Annotated in this window: 17 protein-coding genes; 9 read left to right on the plus strand and 8 right to left on the minus strand. The window is 59.7% G+C overall.

All coding sequences use genetic code 11. The features are described from left to right. Positions 1 to 31 precede the first annotated feature (31 nt). Both QN370_RS07660 and QN370_RS07665 read left to right on the plus strand, forming a co-directional pair. Complete coding sequence (locus QN370_RS07660; protein ID WP_322128481.1) at positions 32 to 517, plus strand: YajQ family cyclic di-GMP-binding protein; 486 nt, start codon at positions 32 to 34, stop codon at positions 515 to 517. 48 nt (positions 518 to 565) lie between these two features. Beyond that, a complete protein-coding gene (locus QN370_RS07665; RefSeq protein ID WP_322128482.1) occupies positions 566 to 1,192 on the plus strand; it encodes a retropepsin-like aspartic protease family protein in 627 nt (208 codons plus the stop codon). Here the strand turns inward: QN370_RS07665 and aroG are convergent, their stop codons facing one another. After that, a complete protein-coding gene (gene aroG / locus QN370_RS07670) occupies positions 1,193 to 2,260 on the minus strand; it encodes a 3-deoxy-7-phosphoheptulonate synthase AroG (protein ID WP_322128483.1) in 1,068 nt (355 codons plus the stop codon). 432 nt (positions 2,261 to 2,692) lie between these two features. On the opposite strand from aroG, the gene QN370_RS07675 reads away from it, so the two are divergent. Beyond that, positions 2,693 to 2,854 carry a YhfG family protein gene (locus tag QN370_RS07675; RefSeq protein WP_322129184.1) on the plus strand — a complete coding sequence of 54 codons (162 nt, stop codon included), beginning with the start codon at positions 2,693 to 2,695 and terminating at the stop codon, positions 2,852 to 2,854. A gap of 113 nt (positions 2,855 to 2,967) precedes the next feature. Here the strand turns inward: QN370_RS07675 and tldD are convergent, their stop codons facing one another. The 3 genes from tldD to QN370_RS07690 are packed head-to-tail and all read right to left on the minus strand — an operon-like array spanning position 2,968 to position 9,507. Continuing rightward, positions 2,968 to 4,428, minus strand: a complete 1,461-nt coding sequence (tldD, locus tag QN370_RS07680) for a metalloprotease TldD (RefSeq protein WP_322128484.1) — start codon at positions 4,426 to 4,428, stop codon at positions 2,968 to 2,970. A 52-nt stretch (positions 4,429 to 4,480) separates the two neighbouring features. After that, a complete protein-coding gene (locus QN370_RS07685) occupies positions 4,481 to 5,314 on the minus strand; it encodes a carbon-nitrogen hydrolase family protein (protein WP_322128485.1) in 834 nt (277 codons plus the stop codon). Next, entirely contained in the window at positions 5,311 to 9,507 is a 4,197-nt protein-coding gene (locus QN370_RS07690) for a YhdP family protein (RefSeq protein ID WP_322128486.1), read from the minus strand. The genes QN370_RS07685 and QN370_RS07690 overlap by 4 nt, the downstream gene beginning before the upstream one ends. A 104-nt stretch (positions 9,508 to 9,611) precedes the next feature. Between QN370_RS07690 and glnE the strand changes: the two genes are divergently transcribed. Genes glnE through arsH form a run of 4 tightly spaced genes read left to right on the plus strand, consistent with a single transcriptional unit; the run spans position 9,612 to position 13,930 of the window. After that, positions 9,612 to 12,440 (plus strand): bifunctional [glutamate--ammonia ligase]-adenylyl-L-tyrosine phosphorylase/[glutamate--ammonia-ligase] adenylyltransferase, encoded by a 2,829-nt coding sequence (gene glnE / locus QN370_RS07695; RefSeq protein ID WP_322128487.1) that lies wholly within the window; start codon positions 9,612 to 9,614, stop codon positions 12,438 to 12,440. A gap of 49 nt (positions 12,441 to 12,489) precedes the next feature. Further along, a complete protein-coding gene (locus QN370_RS07700; RefSeq protein ID WP_322129185.1) occupies positions 12,490 to 12,816 on the plus strand; it encodes a metalloregulator ArsR/SmtB family transcription factor in 327 nt (108 codons plus the stop codon). Beyond that, complete coding sequence (arsC, locus tag QN370_RS07705; protein WP_322128488.1) at positions 12,813 to 13,238, plus strand: arsenate reductase (glutaredoxin); 426 nt, start codon at positions 12,813 to 12,815, stop codon at positions 13,236 to 13,238. Before QN370_RS07700 ends, arsC begins: the two co-directional genes overlap by 4 nt. Next, complete coding sequence (gene arsH, locus QN370_RS07710) at positions 13,235 to 13,930, plus strand: arsenical resistance protein ArsH (RefSeq protein ID WP_322128489.1); 696 nt, start codon at positions 13,235 to 13,237, stop codon at positions 13,928 to 13,930. The genes arsC and arsH overlap by 4 nt, the downstream gene beginning before the upstream one ends. Positions 13,931 to 13,974: 44 nt before the next feature. On the opposite strand, the gene QN370_RS07715 is transcribed toward arsH, so the two are convergent. Next, positions 13,975 to 14,391: a hypothetical protein gene (locus tag QN370_RS07715; protein WP_322128490.1), complete on the minus strand. Its 417-nt coding sequence runs from the start codon at positions 14,389 to 14,391 to the stop codon at positions 13,975 to 13,977. Between the two features lie 307 nt (positions 14,392 to 14,698). Here QN370_RS07715 and QN370_RS07720 point away from each other — a divergent pair, with 307 nt between their 5' ends. Continuing rightward, a complete protein-coding gene (locus tag QN370_RS07720) occupies positions 14,699 to 16,195 on the plus strand; it encodes a Fic family protein (RefSeq protein ID WP_322128491.1) in 1,497 nt (498 codons plus the stop codon). Positions 16,196 to 16,391: 196 nt separating this feature from the next. Here QN370_RS07720 and gap read toward each other — a convergent pair whose 3' ends face one another. The 3 genes from gap to tkt all read right to left on the minus strand — a co-directional run bounded on the left by gap (position 16,392) and on the right by tkt (position 20,022). After that, positions 16,392 to 17,402 (minus strand): type I glyceraldehyde-3-phosphate dehydrogenase, encoded by a 1,011-nt coding sequence (gene gap / locus QN370_RS07725; protein ID WP_322128492.1) that lies wholly within the window; start codon positions 17,400 to 17,402, stop codon positions 16,392 to 16,394. Positions 17,403 to 17,488: 86 nt separating this feature from the next. Next, positions 17,489 to 18,031, minus strand: coding sequence for a GNAT family N-acetyltransferase (locus QN370_RS07730; RefSeq protein WP_322128493.1), 543 nt, complete (start codon positions 18,029 to 18,031; stop codon positions 17,489 to 17,491). Then, a complete protein-coding gene (gene tkt / locus QN370_RS07735) occupies positions 18,028 to 20,022 on the minus strand; it encodes a transketolase (protein WP_322128494.1) in 1,995 nt (664 codons plus the stop codon). Before tkt ends, QN370_RS07730 begins: the two co-directional genes overlap by 4 nt. Positions 20,023 to 20,237: 215 nt before the next feature. On the opposite strand from tkt, the gene QN370_RS07740 reads away from it, so the two are divergent. After that, positions 20,238 to 20,969 carry a 16S rRNA (uracil(1498)-N(3))-methyltransferase gene (locus QN370_RS07740; protein ID WP_323581704.1) on the plus strand — a complete coding sequence of 244 codons (732 nt, stop codon included), beginning with the start codon at positions 20,238 to 20,240 and terminating at the stop codon, positions 20,967 to 20,969. Positions 20,970 to 21,031: the final 62 nt, after the last annotated feature.

Genomic DNA, 21,031 nt, shown 5'->3' on the forward strand with positions numbered 1-21,031 from the left:
CTGCATCACCGCACCCAACAAGGAAATCACCATGCCGTCATTCGACGTTGTCTCGGAAGCCAATATTGTCGAAGTCAAGAACGCCATCGACCAGTCCAACAAGGAAATCACCACCCGCTTCGACTTCAAGGGTAGCGATGCCCGTATCGAACAAAAGGAATTTGAACTCACCGCGTATGCCGATGCCGACTTCCAGTTGAGCCAGGTGCGTGACGTGCTCAACAACAAGCTGGCCAAACGCAATGTCGACCTGCGTTTTCTGGACCTCGGCAAGATCGAAAAAATCGGTGGCGACAAGGTCAAGCAAGTCATCAAGATCAAGAACGGCATCGAGACCGATGCAGCCAAAAAAATCGTCCGTCTGGTCAAGGACAGCAAGATGAAAGTTCAGGCCAGCATTCAGGGCGATGCCGTTCGCATCACCGGTGCCAAGCGCGATGACCTGCAAGCCGCCATGGCCGCACTGCGCAAGGATGTGCCGGAACTGCCGCTCGAATTCAATAACTTCCGCGACTGATCCATCATCGCCGTCCACCGTTCTGGTGCAGGCAACAGTCCACGCAGCATGACGCGATGGCTGCTGATGTTGTGCCTCGCGAGCAGCGGTGCGCAGGGCGAATCAATCGGTCTGGTCGGACTGTTTCCCGGCAAGGCCGTTCTCATCATTGACGGCGCAGCACCCCGCACCTTCGCCGTAGGCAGTCTCGTTGCCGATGGCGTGCGCCTGACCAGCGTCAGCGATACCGACGCGACTCTGGACGACCACGGCAAGCGCCAGGGACTGGCCATCGGCACGCATTTCAGCCGCGCGCAAGCACAGGGCGCACCCAGCATCACGCTGCAAGCCGATAGCCGTGGTCACTTCATGGCACAGGGAATGATCAATGGATTGATGCTGCCGATGATGGTCGATACCGGTGCCAGCATGGTCTCGATGTCGGCGCAGGATGCGCGTCGACTGGGGATTGATTACAGGAACGGACAACGGACGTTTTCCAATACCGCCAATGGCGTCATTCCGGTGTACCTGGTGCGCCTCGATAACGTCCGGATTGGTGACATCACGCTCAGTGGCGTGGATGCGCTGGTTCAGGACCAAGGCTTGCCGTTTGCCTTGCTTGGCATGTCGTTCCTGAACCGCACAATGATGCAGCGCGATGGTCAGCAGATGGTGCTGACCAAGCGCTACTGATCAGACTTCGCGGGCCTTGCCCAAACGACGCTGACGCACTGCATCGGCCAGTCCCTGCAATACGCCGACACTGTCATCCCAGCTGATGCAGCCATCGGTAATCGATTGGCCATAAACCAGTTCCTTGCCAGCGATCAGATCCTGGCGACCTGCTACCAGATGCGACTCGATCATCAGGCCGATGATGCGCTCGTCACCACCGGCGACCTGTGCCGCGATATCGGCACACACCGGTATCTGGTTGGCCGGATTTTTGCTGCTGTTGGCATGGGATGCATCGACCATCAGGCGTGCCGCCAAGCCGTTGGCAGCGATTTCCTTGCAGGCCTGGTCGACGCTGGCCGCATCGTAGTTCGGGCTTTTTCCACCACGCAGGATGATGTGGCAATCTTCATTGCCATTGGTCGAGACGATGGCGGAATGGCCGCCCTTGGTCACCGACAGGAAGTGATGCGAGTTCGAGGCCGCCTTGATCGCATCGATCGCGATCTTGACGTTGCCATCGGTACCGTTCTTGAAACCGACCGGACAGGACAGGCCGGAGGCCAGTTCACGATGGATTTGCGATTCAGTGGTGCGGGCGCCGATGGCACCCCAGCTGACCAGATCGGCGATGTATTGCGGGCTGATCACGTCAAGGAATTCGGTACCGGCCGGCAGGCCCAGCTCATTGATTTCCAGCAGCAGTTCACGCGCCATGCGCAAGCCATCGTTGATACGGAAACTGTTATCCATGAACGGGTCGTTGATCAGGCCTTTCCAGCCGACCGTGGTGCGCGGTTTTTCAAAATACACCCGCATCACGATTTCGAGTTCGCCGATGAATTGCTTGCGCGCCTCGACCAGCAGGCGGGCATATTCGAGTGCGGCTTTCGGATCATGGATGGAGCACGGGCCGATCACCACCATCAACCGGTCGTCCTGACCGTGCAGGATGCGATGCAACGCGGTGCGTGAATCGGCGGCGACCGTCGCGGCATGTTCGGAGCAGGCGAATTCGCGGATCAGGTGCGAGGGCGGGGTCAGTTCTTTCATTTCTCGAATGCGCAAATCGTCTGTGCGGGGCATGGTGTTCTCCAGTCTGAAAAAGTAAATCGAATGAAAATCCGGAAATAAAAAAACCGCCATCGCTGGCGGTTTTTAAGGAATCTGGTTGGTTACGCTAAGTTTGCTTTTACGTGTACCTTCCGCTTTTCCACCGCCTTTGGGCTGGAACCGCTAAAGTAAAAATAAAAGAAAAAGTGGCGTGATGGCATGTGCTTTTGAAATCGTTTGTGGATTCTCAGGTGATACTATTTTTGGTTGAACGATAGTGCAGTAAAACATCGTGCTTGGCAAGCGTGAGGGAGGATTAATTTTGTACTCTCTTACAGCCAGGCTCACAAATGCGGTGGTCAAGGTTCCAATGTCAGATTCTCGCGAGACAAATCAAAGAAGCTTGCGTTAAAATTTCAGCACAAATACAGGCAATACTCGGGACAAATTGCAAGGGTGAAAACAATGTTAAGCATTGAGCAAAAGCGCCAAATTTTTATTAAGTTACGCAATGAAAACTACAAGGCAAGCCTGCGACTGGAAGGATTAGCGCCGCAAGATGTTCCTGTAACTCAAAAAAAAGTTGCACCGACACTTGCAGAATTGATCGCAAAGCATGGTCGATAAATACGGAGTTGGCAGAGACATCTACTGCTTCGCCGATTCAAGCGTACTAATAAGCCTGCTTGCACGCGCGACGGCACGCATATCAACATGACCGTTGCAGCAATAAAGTCGACCTACGCCGTCCCACCCACCGTCACCCCATCAATGCGCAACGTCGGTTGCCCGACCCCCACCGGTACGCTCTGGCCATCCTTGCCACAAACACCAACGCCGCTGTCGAGCTGCATGTCATTGCCCACCATCGACACGCGGTTCAGCACGTCCGGTCCGTTGCCGATCAGTGTGGCGCCCTTGACCGGATAAGTGAGCTTGCCGTTCTCGATCAGGTAAGCCTCACTGGCCGAGAAGACGAATTTGCCGTTGGTGATGTCGACCTGCCCGCCGCCAAAATTGACCGCATACAAACCGTGTTTGACCGACGCCAGAATTTCGGCCGGGTCCTTGTCGCCACCGTGCATGTAGGTGTTGGTCATGCGCGGCATCGGCAGGTGGGCAAACGATTCGCGTCGGGCGTTGCCGGTGACGGGCATCTTCATCAGGCGCGCATTCATCGTGTCCTGAATATAGCCTTTCAGAATGCCGTCTTCGATCAGCGTGGTGCACTGGGTCGGATTGCCTTCATCGTCGATGTTGAGCGAGCCGCGCCGGTCGGCAATGGTGCCGTCGTCGACTACGGTGACGCCTTTGGCAGCGACCCGCTCGCCGATCCGGCCGGCGAATGTGCTGGAGCCCTTGCGGTTGAAGTCGCCTTCCAGTCCATGACCAATCGCTTCGTGCAGCAAAATGCCGGGCCAACCGGGACCGAGCACAACCGTCATCGACCCGGCCGGTGCTGGCCGCGCATCGAGATTGACCAGTGCCGCATCGACCGCCTCGGTAGCGTACTTTTCCAGCAGCGCATCGGTGAAATACCCATAGCCAAAACGTCCACCGCCGCCGGCCGAGCCGGTTTCGCGGCGGCCATTTTGCTCGGCGATCACGGTGAGCGACAGCCGCACCAGCGGCCGGATGTCCGCGGCCAGTACACCGTCGCTGCGCAATACCAGCACGACATCGTATTCGGCGGCCAGGCCTGCCATCACCTGCACGATGCGCGGGTCCCGTGCGCGTGCCATCCGTTCGATACGTTCGAGCAGACGCACCTTGTCGGCCGCCTCCAGCGATACCAGCGGATCATGCGGCAGATACAGCGCCCGGCCGCCGGACGGCTGATGGGACCCGGCGACCTTGACCTTGCCCGCACCCTGACGGGCAATCGTGCGGGTGGCCGCCGCCGCTTCCAGCAATGCCGACTCGGAGAGTTCGTCAGAATAGGCAAAGGCCGTCTTGTCGCCCGACACCGCCCGCACGCCAACGCCCTGATCGATCGAAAAACTGCCGCTCTTGACGATGCCCTCTTCCAGGCTCCAGCTTTCGCTTTTGGTCGACTGGAAATACAGGTCGGCGTAATCGACCTTGTGGGTGAACATCGTGCCGATCGCCTTGAGCAGCTTGCCTTCGTCGAGACCGAACGGCGTCAGCAGTACGTCTCGCGCGACGGTCAGGTTGGAAAAACTCGGTACGAACAGGTTCATGGCAAGTGGGCTTTGCAAGGGGCAATAGGAAAGAGATTCAAAGACAAAGGATTCAAAGACGACGATGCTGCAAGGCCGGCAAACTGGCCCGTACCTGTGCGAGGTAACTGGGTTCAACCTGTCCGAATACAAGTCCCTCGCCTTCGGGCAGCACGTCGCAGACCTTGCCCCACGGGTCGATGAGCATGCTGTGGCCCCAGATGCGTCGGCCGTTTTCGTGGCGTCCGCCCTGTCCGGACGCGAGCACGTAACACTGGTTTTCGATTGCGCGGGCGCGCAGCAGGATTTCCCAATGAGCCTGACCGGTTGTATAGGTGAATGCCGCTGGCACCACGATCAATGCGCAACTGCCCATCGCCCGGTACATCTCGGGAAAGCGCAAGTCGTAACAGACCGACAGGCCGACCCGGCCACAGGGTGCGTCGAACGTCATCACGTCAGCACCACGCGCAATCGTGCGGGCTTCATCGTACGCTTCAGCACCGCTGGAAAAACTGAACAGGTGGATCTTGTCGTAGCGCACCACCAGCTCGCCAGCCGGGTTGTAGACCAGCGTGGTATTGCGGATCTTGCCGGCTTCGGCGGCGACCATCGGCAGCGTGCCGCCGATCAGCCAGATGCCGTGGCGACGTGCCATGCCGGCCATCGCTTGCTGGATCGGACCACCCTCGGGTTCTTCGGCCAGCGCGATCTTGTCGGACTCGTTCATCCCCATGACGGGCCAGTACTCGGGCAACAGCACCAGTTGTGCGCCGCGTGCTGCCGCGTCGGCCACGAGTCGGGCGGCAGTGTCGAGGTTACGGGCAACCGATGGCGTCGACACCATCTGGATGGCGGCGACTGAAAAGGCATCGGTCGCGGCGGTGGTCATCGGCGGTGCGTTCATGGCTTGTCCTTTTTGGCTGCCTCAACAGGTAACGGATCGGCGCCGGTCTTGCGATCGAGCTTGGTGACGAGCGGCTCGTTCCACGGTCCGGTGATCGCGTATTCAAACGTGAACGCACGCATCAGCGGATCGCGCAGGAACAGTTGCGCAAGGAACGAGCCTACACCGATTATCGGATTGACCGCCAGCGCGTAGACCACCGACGCCGCGCCGACATTAATTTCGGGGAGCACCACGACATGCAGGTTTTGCGTCTCGGACGCGATATTGACCGAGCCGTCCAGCAGCACCGACGCATTGACGCTGCGCATCTTGAAATTATTAGTGCTGGCGATGCCTTGCGAAATGACGGCATTGGCGTTGATGCCATCAAAGGCAAATCCTTGCGAAAACACGTCGCGAAAATCCAGCGTCAAGCGGCGCGGCAATGATTGCAAGCTCAGCACGCCAAGCAATTTCGCTGCGCCGGGATCGACTTTCAAAAATTGTCCGGCCTCCAGGTCCAACTCGATCTGGCCGGTCAGGCTCGGGATGTCGAGCGAGAACGGCACGCCATCCCAGGTCAGATCGCCTTTCATCTGGCCTTTTCCGCCGCGCAAGACATTGTCGAACCCGAATCGACCAAGCAATTTCCCGGCATCGGCAATGTCCAGCGCGTAGATCAGGTTGCTGACGCTCTTGCCTTCTTTGGTGGTGAACTTGCCGCTGGCGTTGAGCGTGCCATCGGGATTGGCGATCGACAGCTTGCTGATGCGCCATTCGCTGCCGCTGACACCAAACGCATTATTGGCCCGCAGTTCGAGTCGGCCAAAAGGCTTGCCGATCAACTGGAAATTTTCTGCGATGACATCGAGGGCCGGGATTTGCGTGGCCGTTTCCTTGTTTTCGAGGATATCGGCCACCTCGGTCGCTGCCGACTGCGGGATGGTCAGCGTCGACAAGCGCGCCGTCACCTTGCCAAGGCCGCGACCGGACGGCGATTCGGTCCAGGTCAGGTAACCGGAAGCCTGGCCGGAATCGATATTGGCTTGCCAGACATTGTTCTGGCGCGATACGCCGACGACGACGTTATCGAGCCTCTTGCCAGAAATAATGAGCTCCGTGGCGCGCGCGGCCATCACGTCAGGCTGAACAAATTGCGCCAGTGCCAAGCCGCTAGCCGCACCAGCGGCGAATGTCGGATCACGCGGTTTTTCGGTCGACTCTGCTGACGACACCAGCGCACGCCAGTCGTCAATATTGAGCGTGCGCAAGCTGACGTTGAGATGCAGGCCCTCAGCCGGTTCGGGCGGCGGCGAATTGACGCCGATGCCACCGCGCACTACCTGCCAGGGAGCATTTTTCTCCGCGGCTTTGGCGCGCAGATAGCGGGCTGATACCGCGCTGCCCAAAGACAACTTGATTTCCTCACGCAGATTTTGTCCTGTATCGGCGGGTAATTCAGCCAGTTCGACACGCAGCGGCAGACTCTCGACGGCACTCTTGCGTAGCGGCACCGGCAAGTCGAGCGCGAGCCCCTGAAGACTCGATTCGACGACGACTTCGGCCAGCTTTTTCTTGACGCTGATGGTCGCGTTGTAGCGGCTGGCACCAGTAATTTTTTGTAGCAGACGCTGCAATGCCGGATCGGGATAGGTCTCGCGCAGGCCATCGGCCGTCACGCTGCCATCGGCCTTGACGACGATATTGCCGTTTTCCTGCGACCCGCCGGCGATGGTCGACTGCGCACCGAGGAAGCGGGCCCGCACGCCATTGAGCGTGAATCCTCTTTCATTGAATTCGAGCTTGCCGGTGGTCTGGCCAAGCAACGGAATCGCATTTTGCAAAGTCACGTCATTACCCAGGAACTGCAAGGCACCAGTGACCTTGCCATCGATCAGGTGATCCAGCGGCAAACGCAGCTTGAGCGCCAGTTTGGCAGGACCAACCGCTTTGGTTTCATCGGTGAAACGGCCGATCCACTCCAGCACCGGACTGGCGTTCACGTAACGCACCATGTCCTGCAAGTTGCCGCTGGCTTCGCCATCGATCTCGAGCTGCGGATCGGTCGACAGCAGATCGGGCACCACAGCCCGGACCTTGGCCAGGGCGACATCTTTGGTGACGGCACTGTCACCACGAATTTCCAGGCGGGCACGATCAATGAGCAGCGTGCCGCGAACTTTTTCCAGCAGTGGCCACAACGGTGCCTTGCCATCGGCTCCGAAGAAGCCGGGGACGTACAGCATCGCACCGTTGTCGATTCTGGCGTTGACAGTAAAAATTCCTTTGGGTTTTTCGCCCGACCGGCTGGTAGCAAACGGAAACTGCGCCAGGTCGCCCTTGATCCGTACGACGACGTCCCTGGCCTGGCCTTGCTGCAGCGCGCCGGTCAGCCAGTCGCGCAGCGGTCCCGGGGTTTGCAGCGGCAGATAGCGCGCGACCCGGTTGATATCGACCGCGGCGATGGTGGCCGTCATGTCCATCGTACCCGGCGTCGTGTCATTGGCCAGCAGAGACAACAGATGTTGACCGCTGGCTTTGACCTGCACGCCATCCTGCAGGAAATCGAGCTGGTCGATTTGCAGCAGCAACTGATCATCGCTCTGGAAGGCCCAGCGCGACTGCAGTGTCAGTTGCTCGAACGGCACCAGCGGATCGCTGAGGTAACCGGGCAGGCGCACAGCCACTTGGGTCGATGCCAGATTAAGCGCACCACGGCGCTCGGAGGCATCGATGTTGCCGCTCAGATTATCGAAACCCGGGATGGACGGCACAGCGGCGAGTGCCGCACGGGTGGCCGTGCGCGGCTGCGCGGCGCGCGCTGGCTGGGCACTGAGACTCAGGCCGGTAAACTTGCCCTTGATGTTGTAGGTTGTAATGGCCGGATAAGCGCCTTGCCAGCTAGCCTGAAAATCCTGCAACTGGCCGCGCGGCGCAAAGTCGGCCAGCATCTGTTGCTGCGCGGCCGGCAACGGCAAGCGCTCGACCAGACTGGCCAGCGTGGCCAGTTCCAGCAGCCTGGCCTGGATCTGGATTTTTTCCGGCTCCTTGGCGGTGGCAGCGATGTAGGTCTCGCTGATCGTCGTCAGCGGCAACTGCAGGCCGTCATCGGTCTCCATCGAAAAATCAGTCAGTGCAATCGTGTGGCCGTGCACACCAAAAGTCGGGATGCCGATCGCCGTCCTGGCGTTGAGCGCTTCGCGTACCGAGATCCGGCCGCTGGCGCGCTTCAGGTTGAGCGGCTGCAAGTCCTCACGCAAGCGGGTGACGACGCCGGCAACATCGATGTCCGCCGTCAGGTTGGCGATGCGGGCGCGGTCGATGTTGAGCCAGGCCCGCACCGTACCGCGACCGCTTTGCAGGTCGAACGGGAAGTCGATCCAGGTTTTCCATGCCGCCAGGTCGGTCTCGCGCAGGTCGGCGTAGAGTTCGCCACGCCACTGGCGTGGATCGGCGGTCGGCTTGCTGAAGTGCGGATGGCTGAACGTCGCACGCACATCAAGCGGCGCGGCCAGCGCGACTGGCGGCACAGCCTTGAGTGCGACCTGGTGATTGCGCCAGCTGTTGCGCAACGTGAAGTCCATCTGCTGCAGGATCAGTTCCGGTGCACCGCGTTGCTGGTCGATCCAGTGAAGCTGGCCGGAACGGATCACGATTTCGTCTTGCGCCAGAATCCAGTCGGCTGCGGCGCTGTCGCCCGGCTTGCCGCTGTCGATGGCGATACCGGCAACCAGAATACGCCCCTGCTTGTCACGCACGATATCAATGTCAGGCTGATCCAGCGTCAGGCGGCGCAATCGCAGGTCGGCGACCACCACGCTCCACCACGACAGCGTCGCTTCGACTTTGGGCAAGGTCAATGCGGCCTCGCCGCGCTGGTCGTGGATGACCACGTTGCCCAGCACCAGGTCCGGATACAAGCCGTGCCATGCTGCCGCGATGGTACCGATACTGACCGACTGGCCAATGGCGCGACTGGCCAGTTGCTCGACATCCGGCTTGTACTGGTCAATATTGGGCAACACCAGATACCGCATCAGCAGGAAGACAACGCAGAGCAGCAGATACAGCGCCAGCAGCAGCTTGAGCAGCGCGCCGACCGTGTGGTACGTGGCGACATTGACGTAACGGTAGCCACGCACGACCGTGCGCCAGGACTTCGCCAGACGTTGGCCGGCCGGCGCTGCCGGCGTGCGATCAGGGCCCGTCAACAGACGACTCTGCGCAGGCCCGGCAGGCGGCTTCGCATAGAATGACTAGCTTGTTCTTCGTGAGTCACACGTCGTTGCATCATTCCTGAAAACATCTCCACACTATGACTAATTCCAGTTTGACCAGCACCAATGCCTCCGGTTCGGATGCGCATGATTTCAGCGCTAATGCCAGCATGACTTCCCGTTTTCTTACCCGCTGGCTGGCGGCTGATCCGGCTCGCGCCGGACAACTCGCCGATATGGGCGGATTATCCCTGACCCCATCGCTGTTTGCGCGCTTATTACAAAAAGAAATCAGCGCCGGTCTGGCATTGCCGCGCGCGATGCGCCGCCTGCGCAATCTGCTGCTGTCAACACTGATCACACGCGACCTGGCCAGTGGCGGTGACCTGCCGCAAGTCGTCGATACGATGACCGCCTTTGCCGAGTTCGCGCTGCAGACCCATGTCGCGGCGCTGACGGCCGAACTGCACGCGCTGCACGGAGTGCCGACCGGCGACGATAGCGGTTTGCCACAAGCGCTGATCGTGCTGGGCATGGGCAAACTGGGCGGTGGCGAACTCAACGTGTCGTCGGACATCGACCTGATCTTCGTGTATCCGGAAGATGGTGATACCCGGCCCACTTCGCCGCAACAGCGCAGCCTGTCCAACCATGAATTCTTTATCCGCCTCGGCCGCCGGCTGATCGGCGACCTGTCCGAAATCACGCAGGATGGATTTACCTTTCGCGTCGATATGGCATTGCGACCCAACGGCAACGCCGGACCGCTGGTGGCGAGCATCAACATGGTCGAAGAATACCTGCTGGTGCAAGGACGCGAGTGGGAGCGCTACGCATGGGTCAAGGCGCGCGCGATCTGCGGCGCACCGGCCGACATCGCGTCGCTCGACAGCGTCGTGCAGCCATTCGTGTACCGGCGCTATCTCGATTTCGGATCGATCGATGCATTGCGTGGCATGCACGCGCAGATTCGCGCCGAAGTCACACGGGTCGAGGCGCGGCATCCGGAGCGCAGCAACAACGTCAAGCTGGGCCGTGGCGGCATTCGCGAGCTCGAATTCCTGGCGCAGGTCTTTCAGCTGATCCGCGGTGGTCGCGATGCCGACCTGCGCTCGCGCTCGACCCGCAGCATTTTGCAGTCATTGGCCGACAAGCAATTGCTGGAGCCGGACGTGGTCAGCCAACTCTTGCATGCCTACACGTTTCTGCGCAACCTTGAACACCGGTTGCAATACCTCGATGATGCCCAGACCCACACGCTGCCAGCCAGCGAGCCGGACCAATTGATCATCGCACGCATGATGGGTTACGCCGATACAGCCGGCCTGCTGGCCGAACTGGATCGGCAACGGCAAGTTGTATCAACCCAGTTCGATGCGATTTTTGCTGAGAAGGAATCCCCTGCCGGTGCTCAGCCGCGTTCTCAAACGGGTTTTCAGCCTGGTTTTCAGCCTGGCACTCAGCCTGCCGCGTATCCCGGCATCCACGACGCGCTACTCGCCGACGACCCGCTCGACGCGCTCGAAGCGGTCTTGTCCAGACTGGGCTTTACCGAGGCGCATGAAGCAGCACGACGCCTGCTGTCGACCTGGCAATCCACGCGCCTGCAGGCGCTGCCCGTCATCAGCCGCAATCGCCTGATCGCGCTGGTCAATGCCGCGCTGCCGCTGTTGGCCGACTGTGGCGCGATGCAACTGATCACGTTGCACCGGTTGCTCGATTTCATGGAAACCGTGGCGCGCCGCGCCGCGTATCTGGCGTTGCTGACCGAATATCCGCATGCATTGCAGCGCGTCGTGCGCATGATGAGCACCAGCGACTGGGCCGCCAAATACCTGACCCGCCATCCGATCCTGCTCGATGAATTACTCGACGACCGCACCTTGCGCGCCGCGCCAGACTGGCCAGCCTTTCGCCTCGAATTACAGCGCCAGCTTGCCGCCACGCCCGGCGACACCGAACGCCAGATGGATACCCTGCGCGAAATGCACCATGCGCAAACGCTGCGTCTGCTGGCACAGGACATCGAGGGCGACCTCAGCGTCGAACGGCTGGCCGACCATTTGTCGACACTGGCCGATATCCTGGTCGACCAGACTGTTCTGGCGGTATGGAACACGCTGCCACAGCGCCATTGCGAGATCCCGAAATTTGCGGTCATTGCCTACGGCAAGCTCGGCGGCAAGGAACTGGGCTACTCGTCGGATCTCGATGTGATCTTTTTGTTCGAGGACGACGACCCGGAAGCTCCGGCGCAATACGCGAAGCTGGCCCAGCGCTTCATCACCTGGATGACCAGCCACACACCGGCCGGCATCCTGTTTGACATCGACATCGCCCTGCGCCCCGATGGGGCCAGCGGCCTGCTGGTCTCGACCATCGCGGCATTTGAAAAATACCAGCTGAAGTCTGCCTGGATCTGGGAGCACCAGGCACTGACGCGGGCGCGCTTTTGCGCGGGCGATACCAACATTGGCCAACGCTTCGAGCTGTTGCGACTTGATGTGCTGCGCCAGCCACGGGAAGCGGCACCGCTGCTGCAGGAAGTCCGGACCATGCGCGACAAAATGACCCGCGCCCATCCCGCCAAAGAGGGCCGGTTTGATCTCAAGCAAGATCGCGGCGGGATGATTGACATCGAGTTCATCGTCCAGTATCTGGTGCTGCGGCATGCCTCGGCATCGCCACAACTGACCGACGACATCGGCAATATCGCTTTGCTGAAACTGGCCGGTGAACTGGGCCTGATTGATGCCGCACTGGCTGGCACGGCGGCCGATGCCTACCGGGTCTATCGCAAACTGCAGCATCATGCGCGCTTGCAAGGCGAGGAGCAGGCCCTGGTGGCACCGGAGCGTATTGCGACAGAAGCGCTGGCGGTGCAGCAGCTTTGGGACAGCGTGTTCGGGGAGGCGGCCAGTGCCTGAGAAAGAACGATTCACAACGGAGCGGATTCAATTCGACTATTATCGAAACATGGAAACAAAAACTGCCGTCACTGCCCTCGCCGCCCTGGCCCATGATTCCCGGCTGGCTGTATTTCGTCTGCTGGTGCAAGCCGGTCCGGCCGGACTGGCCGCCAGCCGGATCGCCGAGCAGTTGGCCATCCCACCGTCTTCCCTTTCTTTTCATCTGAAAGAATTAAGCCACGCCGGCATGGTGACCGGCACCCAGGACGGCCGCTCGATTATTTATGCGGCGCAATTCGGCGCGATGAACGCGCTGCTCGCTTACCTCACCGACAACTGCTGCGGCGGCAACACCTGCAACCCACCCCTCATCACTTCCAAGGAGTGTCCATGACCGTCACCATTTATCACAATCCCGCCTGCGGCACCTCGCGCAACACGCTGGCGCTGATCCGCAATAGCGGCGTCGAACCTCTGATCATCGATTACCTGACGCAGCCGCCCACCCGCGCCGTACTCGACGACATGATCCGCAGCGCCGGACTGACAGTGCGTCAGGCCATCCGCGAAAAAGGTACGCCCTACGCCGAACTCGGCCTCGATAACCCGGCCCTCACCGACGAAGCTTTGCTCACCGCGATGCTGGCCCATCCGATCCTGATCAACCGGCCGTTCGTGATCACGCCGCTGGGCGTGCGCCTGTGCCGGCCTTCCGAACTGGTGCTCGAGATTCTGGCTGATGCGCAGCGCGCCGCTTTCAGCAAGGAAGATGGCGAAGCCGTCATCACTGCCAGCGGCAAGCGCGTCGAACCATGATCGACGACCTGTCCAACATCAGCGGCGCGCATCTGGCGTTGCCCGCGCTCGAACGGCTTGAACCGACCGCGCGCGCGACCCACGCGCCCCGCATCCTGTTGTTGTACGGCTCCTTGCGCGAACGCTCGTACAGCAAGTTGCTGACGCTTGAAGCCGAACGCCTGCTGCAATATTTTGGTGCCGAGACCCGCGTCTTCGATCCGCACGGTTTGCCGATGGTCGACAGCGTCACGCCGGATCATCCGAAGGTGCAAGAGTTACGCACCTTATCGCAATGGTCGGAGGGTCAGGTCTGGTGCAGCCCGGAACGCCACGGCACACTGACCGGCATCTTCAAGTCACAAATCGACTGGCTGCCGCTGGAACTCGGTTCGCTGCGACCGACCCAGGGTCGCACGCTGGCCGTGATACAGGTCAGCGGTGGCTCGCAATCCTTCAATACGGTCAATGCGTTGCGTGTGCTGGGACGCTGGATGCGCATGGTGACCATTCCGAACCAGTCGTCGGTGGCCAAGGCCTACGACGAATTCGACGAAGCCGGACGCATGAAGCCATCGGCGTATTACGACCGGCTTGCCGACGTGATGGAAGAACTGGTGAAGTTCACGCTGCTGGTACGTGACCGTTCGGATTATCTGACTGACCGTTACAGCGAGCGCAAGGCGTTTCAGCCGTTACCGGACAAGCTGTGAGGTAGCGGGTGGAGTTACACGGTGCAATGCCCCAGCTACCGTCGCTAACGCCACTTGTTTTTCTTGCTGCGATACTCATGCTGCAGCACCAGCCGGGTCGCGCCGACCAGCGGACTGAGCCCCATCACCAACTGCGTCAGCACATGCCCCGGCAAGATCCACAGCGACCCAACCGGTGCCGCCACCTGCGTCGCCGCCGCAATCAGCGGCGCGACCCACTCGGCTTCTTCTGTCACATCCAGCAAGACATCGCCATCGCTATTGGTGTGCAGAAAAATCTCGCCGCCTTCAGCCAGCACAAAACACACACCCGGACTATTGACCGCCTGCTTGCGGATCAGCGCATGCAGGTCCCGGTTGAGGTTATCGACCCAGAGTTCGACATCGGCGATGGTTTCCAGCGGGGTCCACGGAATCGGTTGCAGCGTCGCGCCGGCGCGGTCGTCGTCGAAATCATTCATTGCGGAAAGCGATTTGAATCGGTGTCATTGTGGAATCTGGAAAAATCAGCGCGGTGCGCTCAAGACGTCATTATCGTGCAACAGGATGATCGTTGGGAAACGTCATCCAGCAAAAGCCGTCTCGCCAGACTGACAGTGATCGATCTGCCAGCCCATTCAAAGTGAACAAATTTCGATGAATACCTCCATAACGCTGTTTATTTGAATATTTTTCGATGACACTGAACAAAATCCGATAAAAAAGCCAGTCTGGCTCCGACAGGAGCCGAGGTACTGTCCGTCGCATTCTCGCAGGAGAAACACCCCCATGAAAAAAATTGGCTATGCCCGTTTGATTGACTTGCTCGATCTGCAGGTTCGTCCATTGACGCAAACAGCGTTGATGTCGAGCGCCATCAACAAACGCCAGGATAGCGTCGGCACGATTCTTTTTCCTGCTGGTGTCGTGATAACGGATACGCCATTGGGTCAGCTTGAATTTGCGCTGCGTCATGAAGGTGTGAACCTGGAAGTCATCGATGCCGCATTTGAAAAAATTTCGCCCTCGCTGCTCATCGCGCGCATCAGGGCCAACCCGAACAGTGAGCCGATACGTCGTGCCTGTTTTTTGTGGGAATGGATGCGCGGAGCGACACTCGATGCGGGTTGCGTTCCTACCGGCCGCTACGTGGACCTGTTCCCGCCGGAGCACTACGCGGTCGCCGCCAACCCGATCAAGGCACCGGCATTTCGTGTCAACAATAACGCACTGGGCAATCCGGATTTCTGCCCGGTAGTCAAGCGATCAACGATGGTCCACGCCGACAACCTGCTCGACCTGTTACGACAACTGCCGGACCTGATGTCCGGCAACGATAGCGCCGCGTTGTATGCGAGGGCCGTCCGCTTCCTGTATCTGTCCGAAACACGCAGCAGTTTTTCGATCGAGCGCGAGCTGGCCGATGCGAACAGGGAGGAACATTTTGTCGAACTGCTGTCGCGCGCCGGGGAGCAGGAGTGCGTCACCGAGGACTGGCTGGTGACGCTGCAAAACGCGGTGATCAAAGACAGCTACGGCAAAGAGCCAACATATCGGACGAAACAAAACTGGCTCGAAGACAGCACCGGCAGAATGACCTTTTTACCGCCTCCGCCAGACGATCTCGGCAAGCTCATGCACGGCTGGACGACATTCGTCAACGATCATCGCAGCGGCATCGACCTCTCGATCAAGACGGCCTGCGCAGCCTTCGGCTTTGTGTACCTGCACCCGTTCATGGATGGCAACGGACGACTGCACCGCTTCATGATCCACCACGTGCTGCAACGCTCGGGTCGGTTACCCGAAGGCCTGGTGCTTCCCGTATCAGCAAGCATTGCAAAAGATGAACTGGCTTATCTGGACGTGCTGTCCGGCTTTTCAAAACCGGTCACGCGGCTTTGGCGCTATCGGCGCACCGACGAGGCACCGCTGATCGACAGCAGTCCGGGCGCACGCCCCTATCGGTACTTTGAGGCTGACCGCGAAGTCGCTTTCCTGCAAAAAATGATCCAGGCCACGATACTGACCGAAATCCCCAACGAACTGCGTTATCTGCGCGGCTACGATGCGGCTTTTTCGGAACTGGATGCCACCTTCGATTTGCCACGGTCGACTATCAGCAAACTGATTCGTATGATCAACGGCAATGACGGCACACTGTCAGCGACCAAGCGCAAGCAATTCACGCACTTGCCCGAAGCGGTCATCGACCAGATCGAACACATTGTGCGCGCCTCGTTTCCAGCAGAAACGCCGCCGCGCAATCATGACAAGCCATCTTGACCAACCCCGCGTCATCAACCGGTAACCTTGCCCCGTTAAGATGACGTCTTCCGCAAAGCAGCAGGTGCAATGCGGCTGCACTGATGTGAAGAGCACAGGCACTACCGTAGCTGGCGGTCGGGAAATATACCAGCACCAATTAAAAAGCGCCCCGTACTGCGGGGCGCTTTGCATGACACGAAGGAAACGAAGCCGCTTACTTGGCCGTCATCAACGCCACGGTGGTGTCGAGCATGCGGTTCGAGAAACCCCACTCGTTGTCATACCACGACGAGACTTTCACCAACCGGCCCGACACTTTGGTCAGCGTCGAATCGAAGTTGCTCGATGCCGGATTGTGGTTGAAGTCGACCGACACCAGCGGCTCGGTCTGGTACGTCAGGATGTCTTTCAATGCCCCTTCGGAAGCGGCCAGCATGATCGCGTTGACTTCGTCAACGGTGGTGTCGCGCGCAGCGATGAACGAGAGGTCGACAATCGAGACATTGATCGTTGGCACGCGGATCGCGTAGCCGTCGAGCTTGCCGTTGAGTTCCGGCAGGACCAGGCCGACTGCGGTCGCCGCGCCGGTCTTGGCAGGGATCATGCTGCTGGTGGCCGAACGGGCACGACGCAAGTCTTCGTGCATCACGTCAGTCAAGACCTGGTCGTTGGTGTAGGCATGGACCGTCGTCATCAAGCCATTGACCAGACCGATGGTGTCGTTCAGTGGCTTGACCAGCGGTGCCAGGCAATTGGTCGTGCACGATGCATTCGAGATCACGGTGTCGGTGGCCTTGAGTACATGCTGGTTCACACCAAACACGATGGTCGCATCGACATCCTTGCCGCCAGGTGCGGAGATGATGACTTTCTTGGCGCCACCTTTCAGATGGGCCGAGGCTTTCTCTTTGGTGGTGAAGAAACCGGTGCATTCAAGTACGACGTCGACGTTCAACTCGCCCCATGGAATCTCGGCCGGATTGCGCTGGGCGAAGACACGGATGCTGTCGCCATTGACGATCATGTTGTCACCTTCAACGACGACGGTACCCGGGAACTTGCCGTGGGTGGTGTCGTAGCGTGTCAGGTGAGCGTTCGATTTGGCATCGCCGAGGTCGTTGATGGCGACGATCTGGATGTCATTTTTTTTGCCGCCTTCGTAATGCGCACGAAGGATGTTGCGGCCGATGCGGCCGTAGCCGTTGATTGCGACGCGAATAGTCATGCTGCTTCTCCTGATAACAAAAAAAATCTGTCAAAAAGTGCCAGTGTCAAATCATCCGATCATCGACCCGATAACCCGTTGCGGCGTCAGTGCGGCGAAAACAGACTCAGGTCGCGCCAGCCATAACCGACTTCGAGCAGATCGATGCCATCCCACTGGTAGGCTTGCTCGATGAGCAGTTCGGCCTGACGTTTTTCAAAGAATTGACGGGCAATCCTGTTTTCCGAAATCACCCAGGTGAGTAGTCCGTGCGCGCCCTGCGCCTGCTGCGCCTGCGCCACCATCGTCACGAGTCGGCTGCCAATACCAGCGCGTTGCAGATCGGGAATCAGATAGATCGCCGCCAGCTCGGCATCGAGCCCGAACTTCGGTTCATCGAGCATCTTGCCAGCGGCAAAACCGACCACGTCCCCATCGAGTTCGGCGACGAAGACCGAGGTCCTGGACGAAGGGGCACTGAGCACCCGATGCCACAACTGCATGCTGTCTTCGACTTCCATGTTGTCGAGATAATCGTCGGGCATGATGTCGTGATACGTCTTGCGCCAGCTATCGATGCGCACCATTGCAATGCCTTCGGCATCGTCGGGCGTGGCTGCCCGCAAAAATGTCGCGTCTACCGCGTTCAAGCGAGGGTCCGCTGGACTGCGGCAACGACGTTCTCGACGGTAAAGCCGAAGTGCTTGAACAGCTCGGGTGCCGGGGCCGATTCGCCAAACGTATCGATGCCGATGACTTCACCTTCAAGCCCGACGTATTTGTACCAGAAGTCGGTGACACCGGCTTCGATGGCCACGCGCGGCACACCTTTGGTCAGCACGCCGGCCTTGTAAGCGGCATCCTGACGATCGTACACATCGGTACTCGGCATCGACACCACGCGCACCGCGACACCGGCAGCGGCGAGTGCATCGGCGGCCTTGACCGCCAGTTCGATTTCGGAGCCGGTGGCAATCAGGATTGCTTTGGCATCGGCAACATCACGCAGGATGTAGCCACCGCGCGCGATGTCGGCCACCTGTTGCGCGCTGCGTTCCTGATACGGCAAATTCTGGCGCGAGAAAATCAGCGTGCTCGGACCGTTCTTGCGCAGCACGGCCTGCTGCCACGCGACCGCCGATTCGACGGTATCGCACGGACGCCAGTTATCGAGGTTCGGGATCAGGCGCATGCTTGAGACATGCTCGACCGATTGGTGAGTCGGGCCGTCTTCGCCCAGACCGATCGAATCATGCGTGAACACGAAGATCGAACGGATTTTCATCAGCGCGGCCATGCGCAGCGCATTACGGCTGTAGTCGGAAAAGGTCAGGAAGGTGGCACCGAACGGGATGTAGCCACCGTGCAGCGTGATGCCGTTCATCATCGCGCTCATGCCGAATTCGCGCACGCCGTAGTTGATGTGGTTGCCGAGCTGGTCGGCCCGCACCGCGATGCATTCTTTCCAGTTGGTCAGGTTCGAGCCGGTCAGGTCGGCCGAACCGCCGAGAAATTCAGGCAGCACTTGCGCATAAGCCTGAATCGCATTCTGGCTGGCCTTGCGGGTGGCGATGGTTTCTTTTTTGTCGATACAGGTGGCGATGTAGTGCGCGACGGTCGCATCAAAATTGCCCGGCAACTCGCCGTTCATGCGGCGCAGCAGTTCACCGGCCAGTTGCGGGAAACGCTCGCTGTAGGCCGCAAACAAGGCATTCCATGCAGCCTGACGCGCGGCACCGGGAAGCTTGGCATCCCATGCTGCGTAGACTTCGGCAGGAATCTCGAACGGTGCCGCATGCCAGCCGATCGCTTCACGTACTGCGGTGATTTCCTTGTCGCCGAGCGCCGCGCCATGGACCTTGTCGGAACCTTGCAGATTCGGCGAGCCTTTGCCGATGACTGTTTTGCAGCAGATCAGCGTTGGCTTGTCGGCCAGTTTGGCAGCGGCAATCGCGGCGGATACCGCGGCGACATCATGGCCATCCACGGCGGGAATGACATTCCAGCCGTAGGCATCAAAGCGCTTCGGGGTATCGTCACCGAACCAGCCTGCCACCTTGCCGTCGATCGAAATGCCGTTGTCGTCGTACAGCACGATCAGCTTCGACAGGCGTAATACGCCGGCCAGCGAACAGGCTTCGTGCGAAATGCCTTCCATCAGGCAGCCATCGCCGACGAAGGTGTAGGTGTGATGATCGACGACGTCGAAACCGGGTTGATTGAATTCGGCAGCCAGCAGTTTTTCAGCGAGTGCCATGCCGACCGCATTGGTCAGGCCCTGGCCAAGCGGACCGGTGGTGGTTTCGATGCCGGGAGTGACGTCGACTTCAGGATGACCGGGCGTCTTCGAATGCAGTTGGCGGAAATTGCGCAATTCGTCCATCGGCAAGTCATAGCCGCTCAGGTGCAGCAGCGCGTAATGCAGCATCGATCCGTGGCCATTGGACAGCACGAAGCGGTCGCGGTTAATCCAGCGCGGGTCGGCCGGATTGTGACTGTAATGCTCGGACCACAAGGCCACGGCGATATCAGCCATTCCCATCGGCATGCCCGGATGGCCGGAGTTGGCCTTCTGGACGGCGTCCATCGCCAGCGCGCGGATCGCGTTGGCCATATTGTTTGTGGTTTGCAATGAAGTCATCGTGATCACATGAAAAATGGGGTGGGATGCTGCCGCCGAATCGTCTCTCGGACTGGCCGGACAAATTTACGGGCAGGCATCAGCAGGAAGCCCGCATTTTACCAGACCGGTACCGTCAGCTACCGCCAAATCCGTCATCGCGTCTGCAGCAACACTGGCCGATCCGGGTGACATGGTGCAGACTCTGCGGCATTGCTTCATCTACAAGGTCTTTCATGCCCCGATTCCATTGCCCATCGCCACTTGCCGTTGGCGACATCCTGGCCTTGCCCGATCACGTCGCGCACCACGTTCAGGTGATCCGCCTGCAGGCCGGTGCCGTGGTCACGCTTTTTAATGGCGACGGTAACGAGTACGGCGCGACCCTCACGCTACTGGAAAAAAAACGCGTCACTGTCGAGGTCAAGACCTGCACGGCGCGCTCGGTCGAGCTGCCGTATGCCATCACGCTGGCGCAAGCATTGCCAGAGTCCTCCAAGATGGACTGGATCATCGAGAAAGCCGTCGAACTTGGTGTCGCCGGTGTCCAGCCCTTGTCCGCACAACGCTGCGTCGTGCGACTGTCGGCCGAACGCGCGGAGAAACGCCAGGCGCACTGGCACGGCATCGTCATCAGCGCCAGCGAACAGAGCGGGCGCAACCGGCTGGCGCATTTGGCTCCGGTGACCGACTTCAATCGCTGGATCGCGCAGCAGGATATCCACAAGCGAATTTTGCTGTCGCCGCGCGCCAGTCAATCGCTGGCCGACTGGGCGCGCCACCAACCGCCGCAAGCAGTGACGCTGCTGATCGGACCGGAAGGTGGCCTCAGCGACGACGAAGAAAATCTGGCCATCGCCCATGGCGCGATCGCCTTGTCGATGGGGCCGCGCGTGCTGCGTACCGAAACCGCCGGACTGGCGGCGCTCGCGATGCTGGCCGGTGCGTGGGGAGATAGCACGGAGTGAACGCGGCGCGGTGCAATGCCCTGCCTGATGCAAGCCCACACCCATGCGACAACCAACATCCA

It is taken from the genome of Actimicrobium sp. CCI2.3 (assembly GCF_035019065.1).
Lineage (GTDB): Bacteria > Pseudomonadota > Gammaproteobacteria > Burkholderiales > Burkholderiaceae_D > Actimicrobium.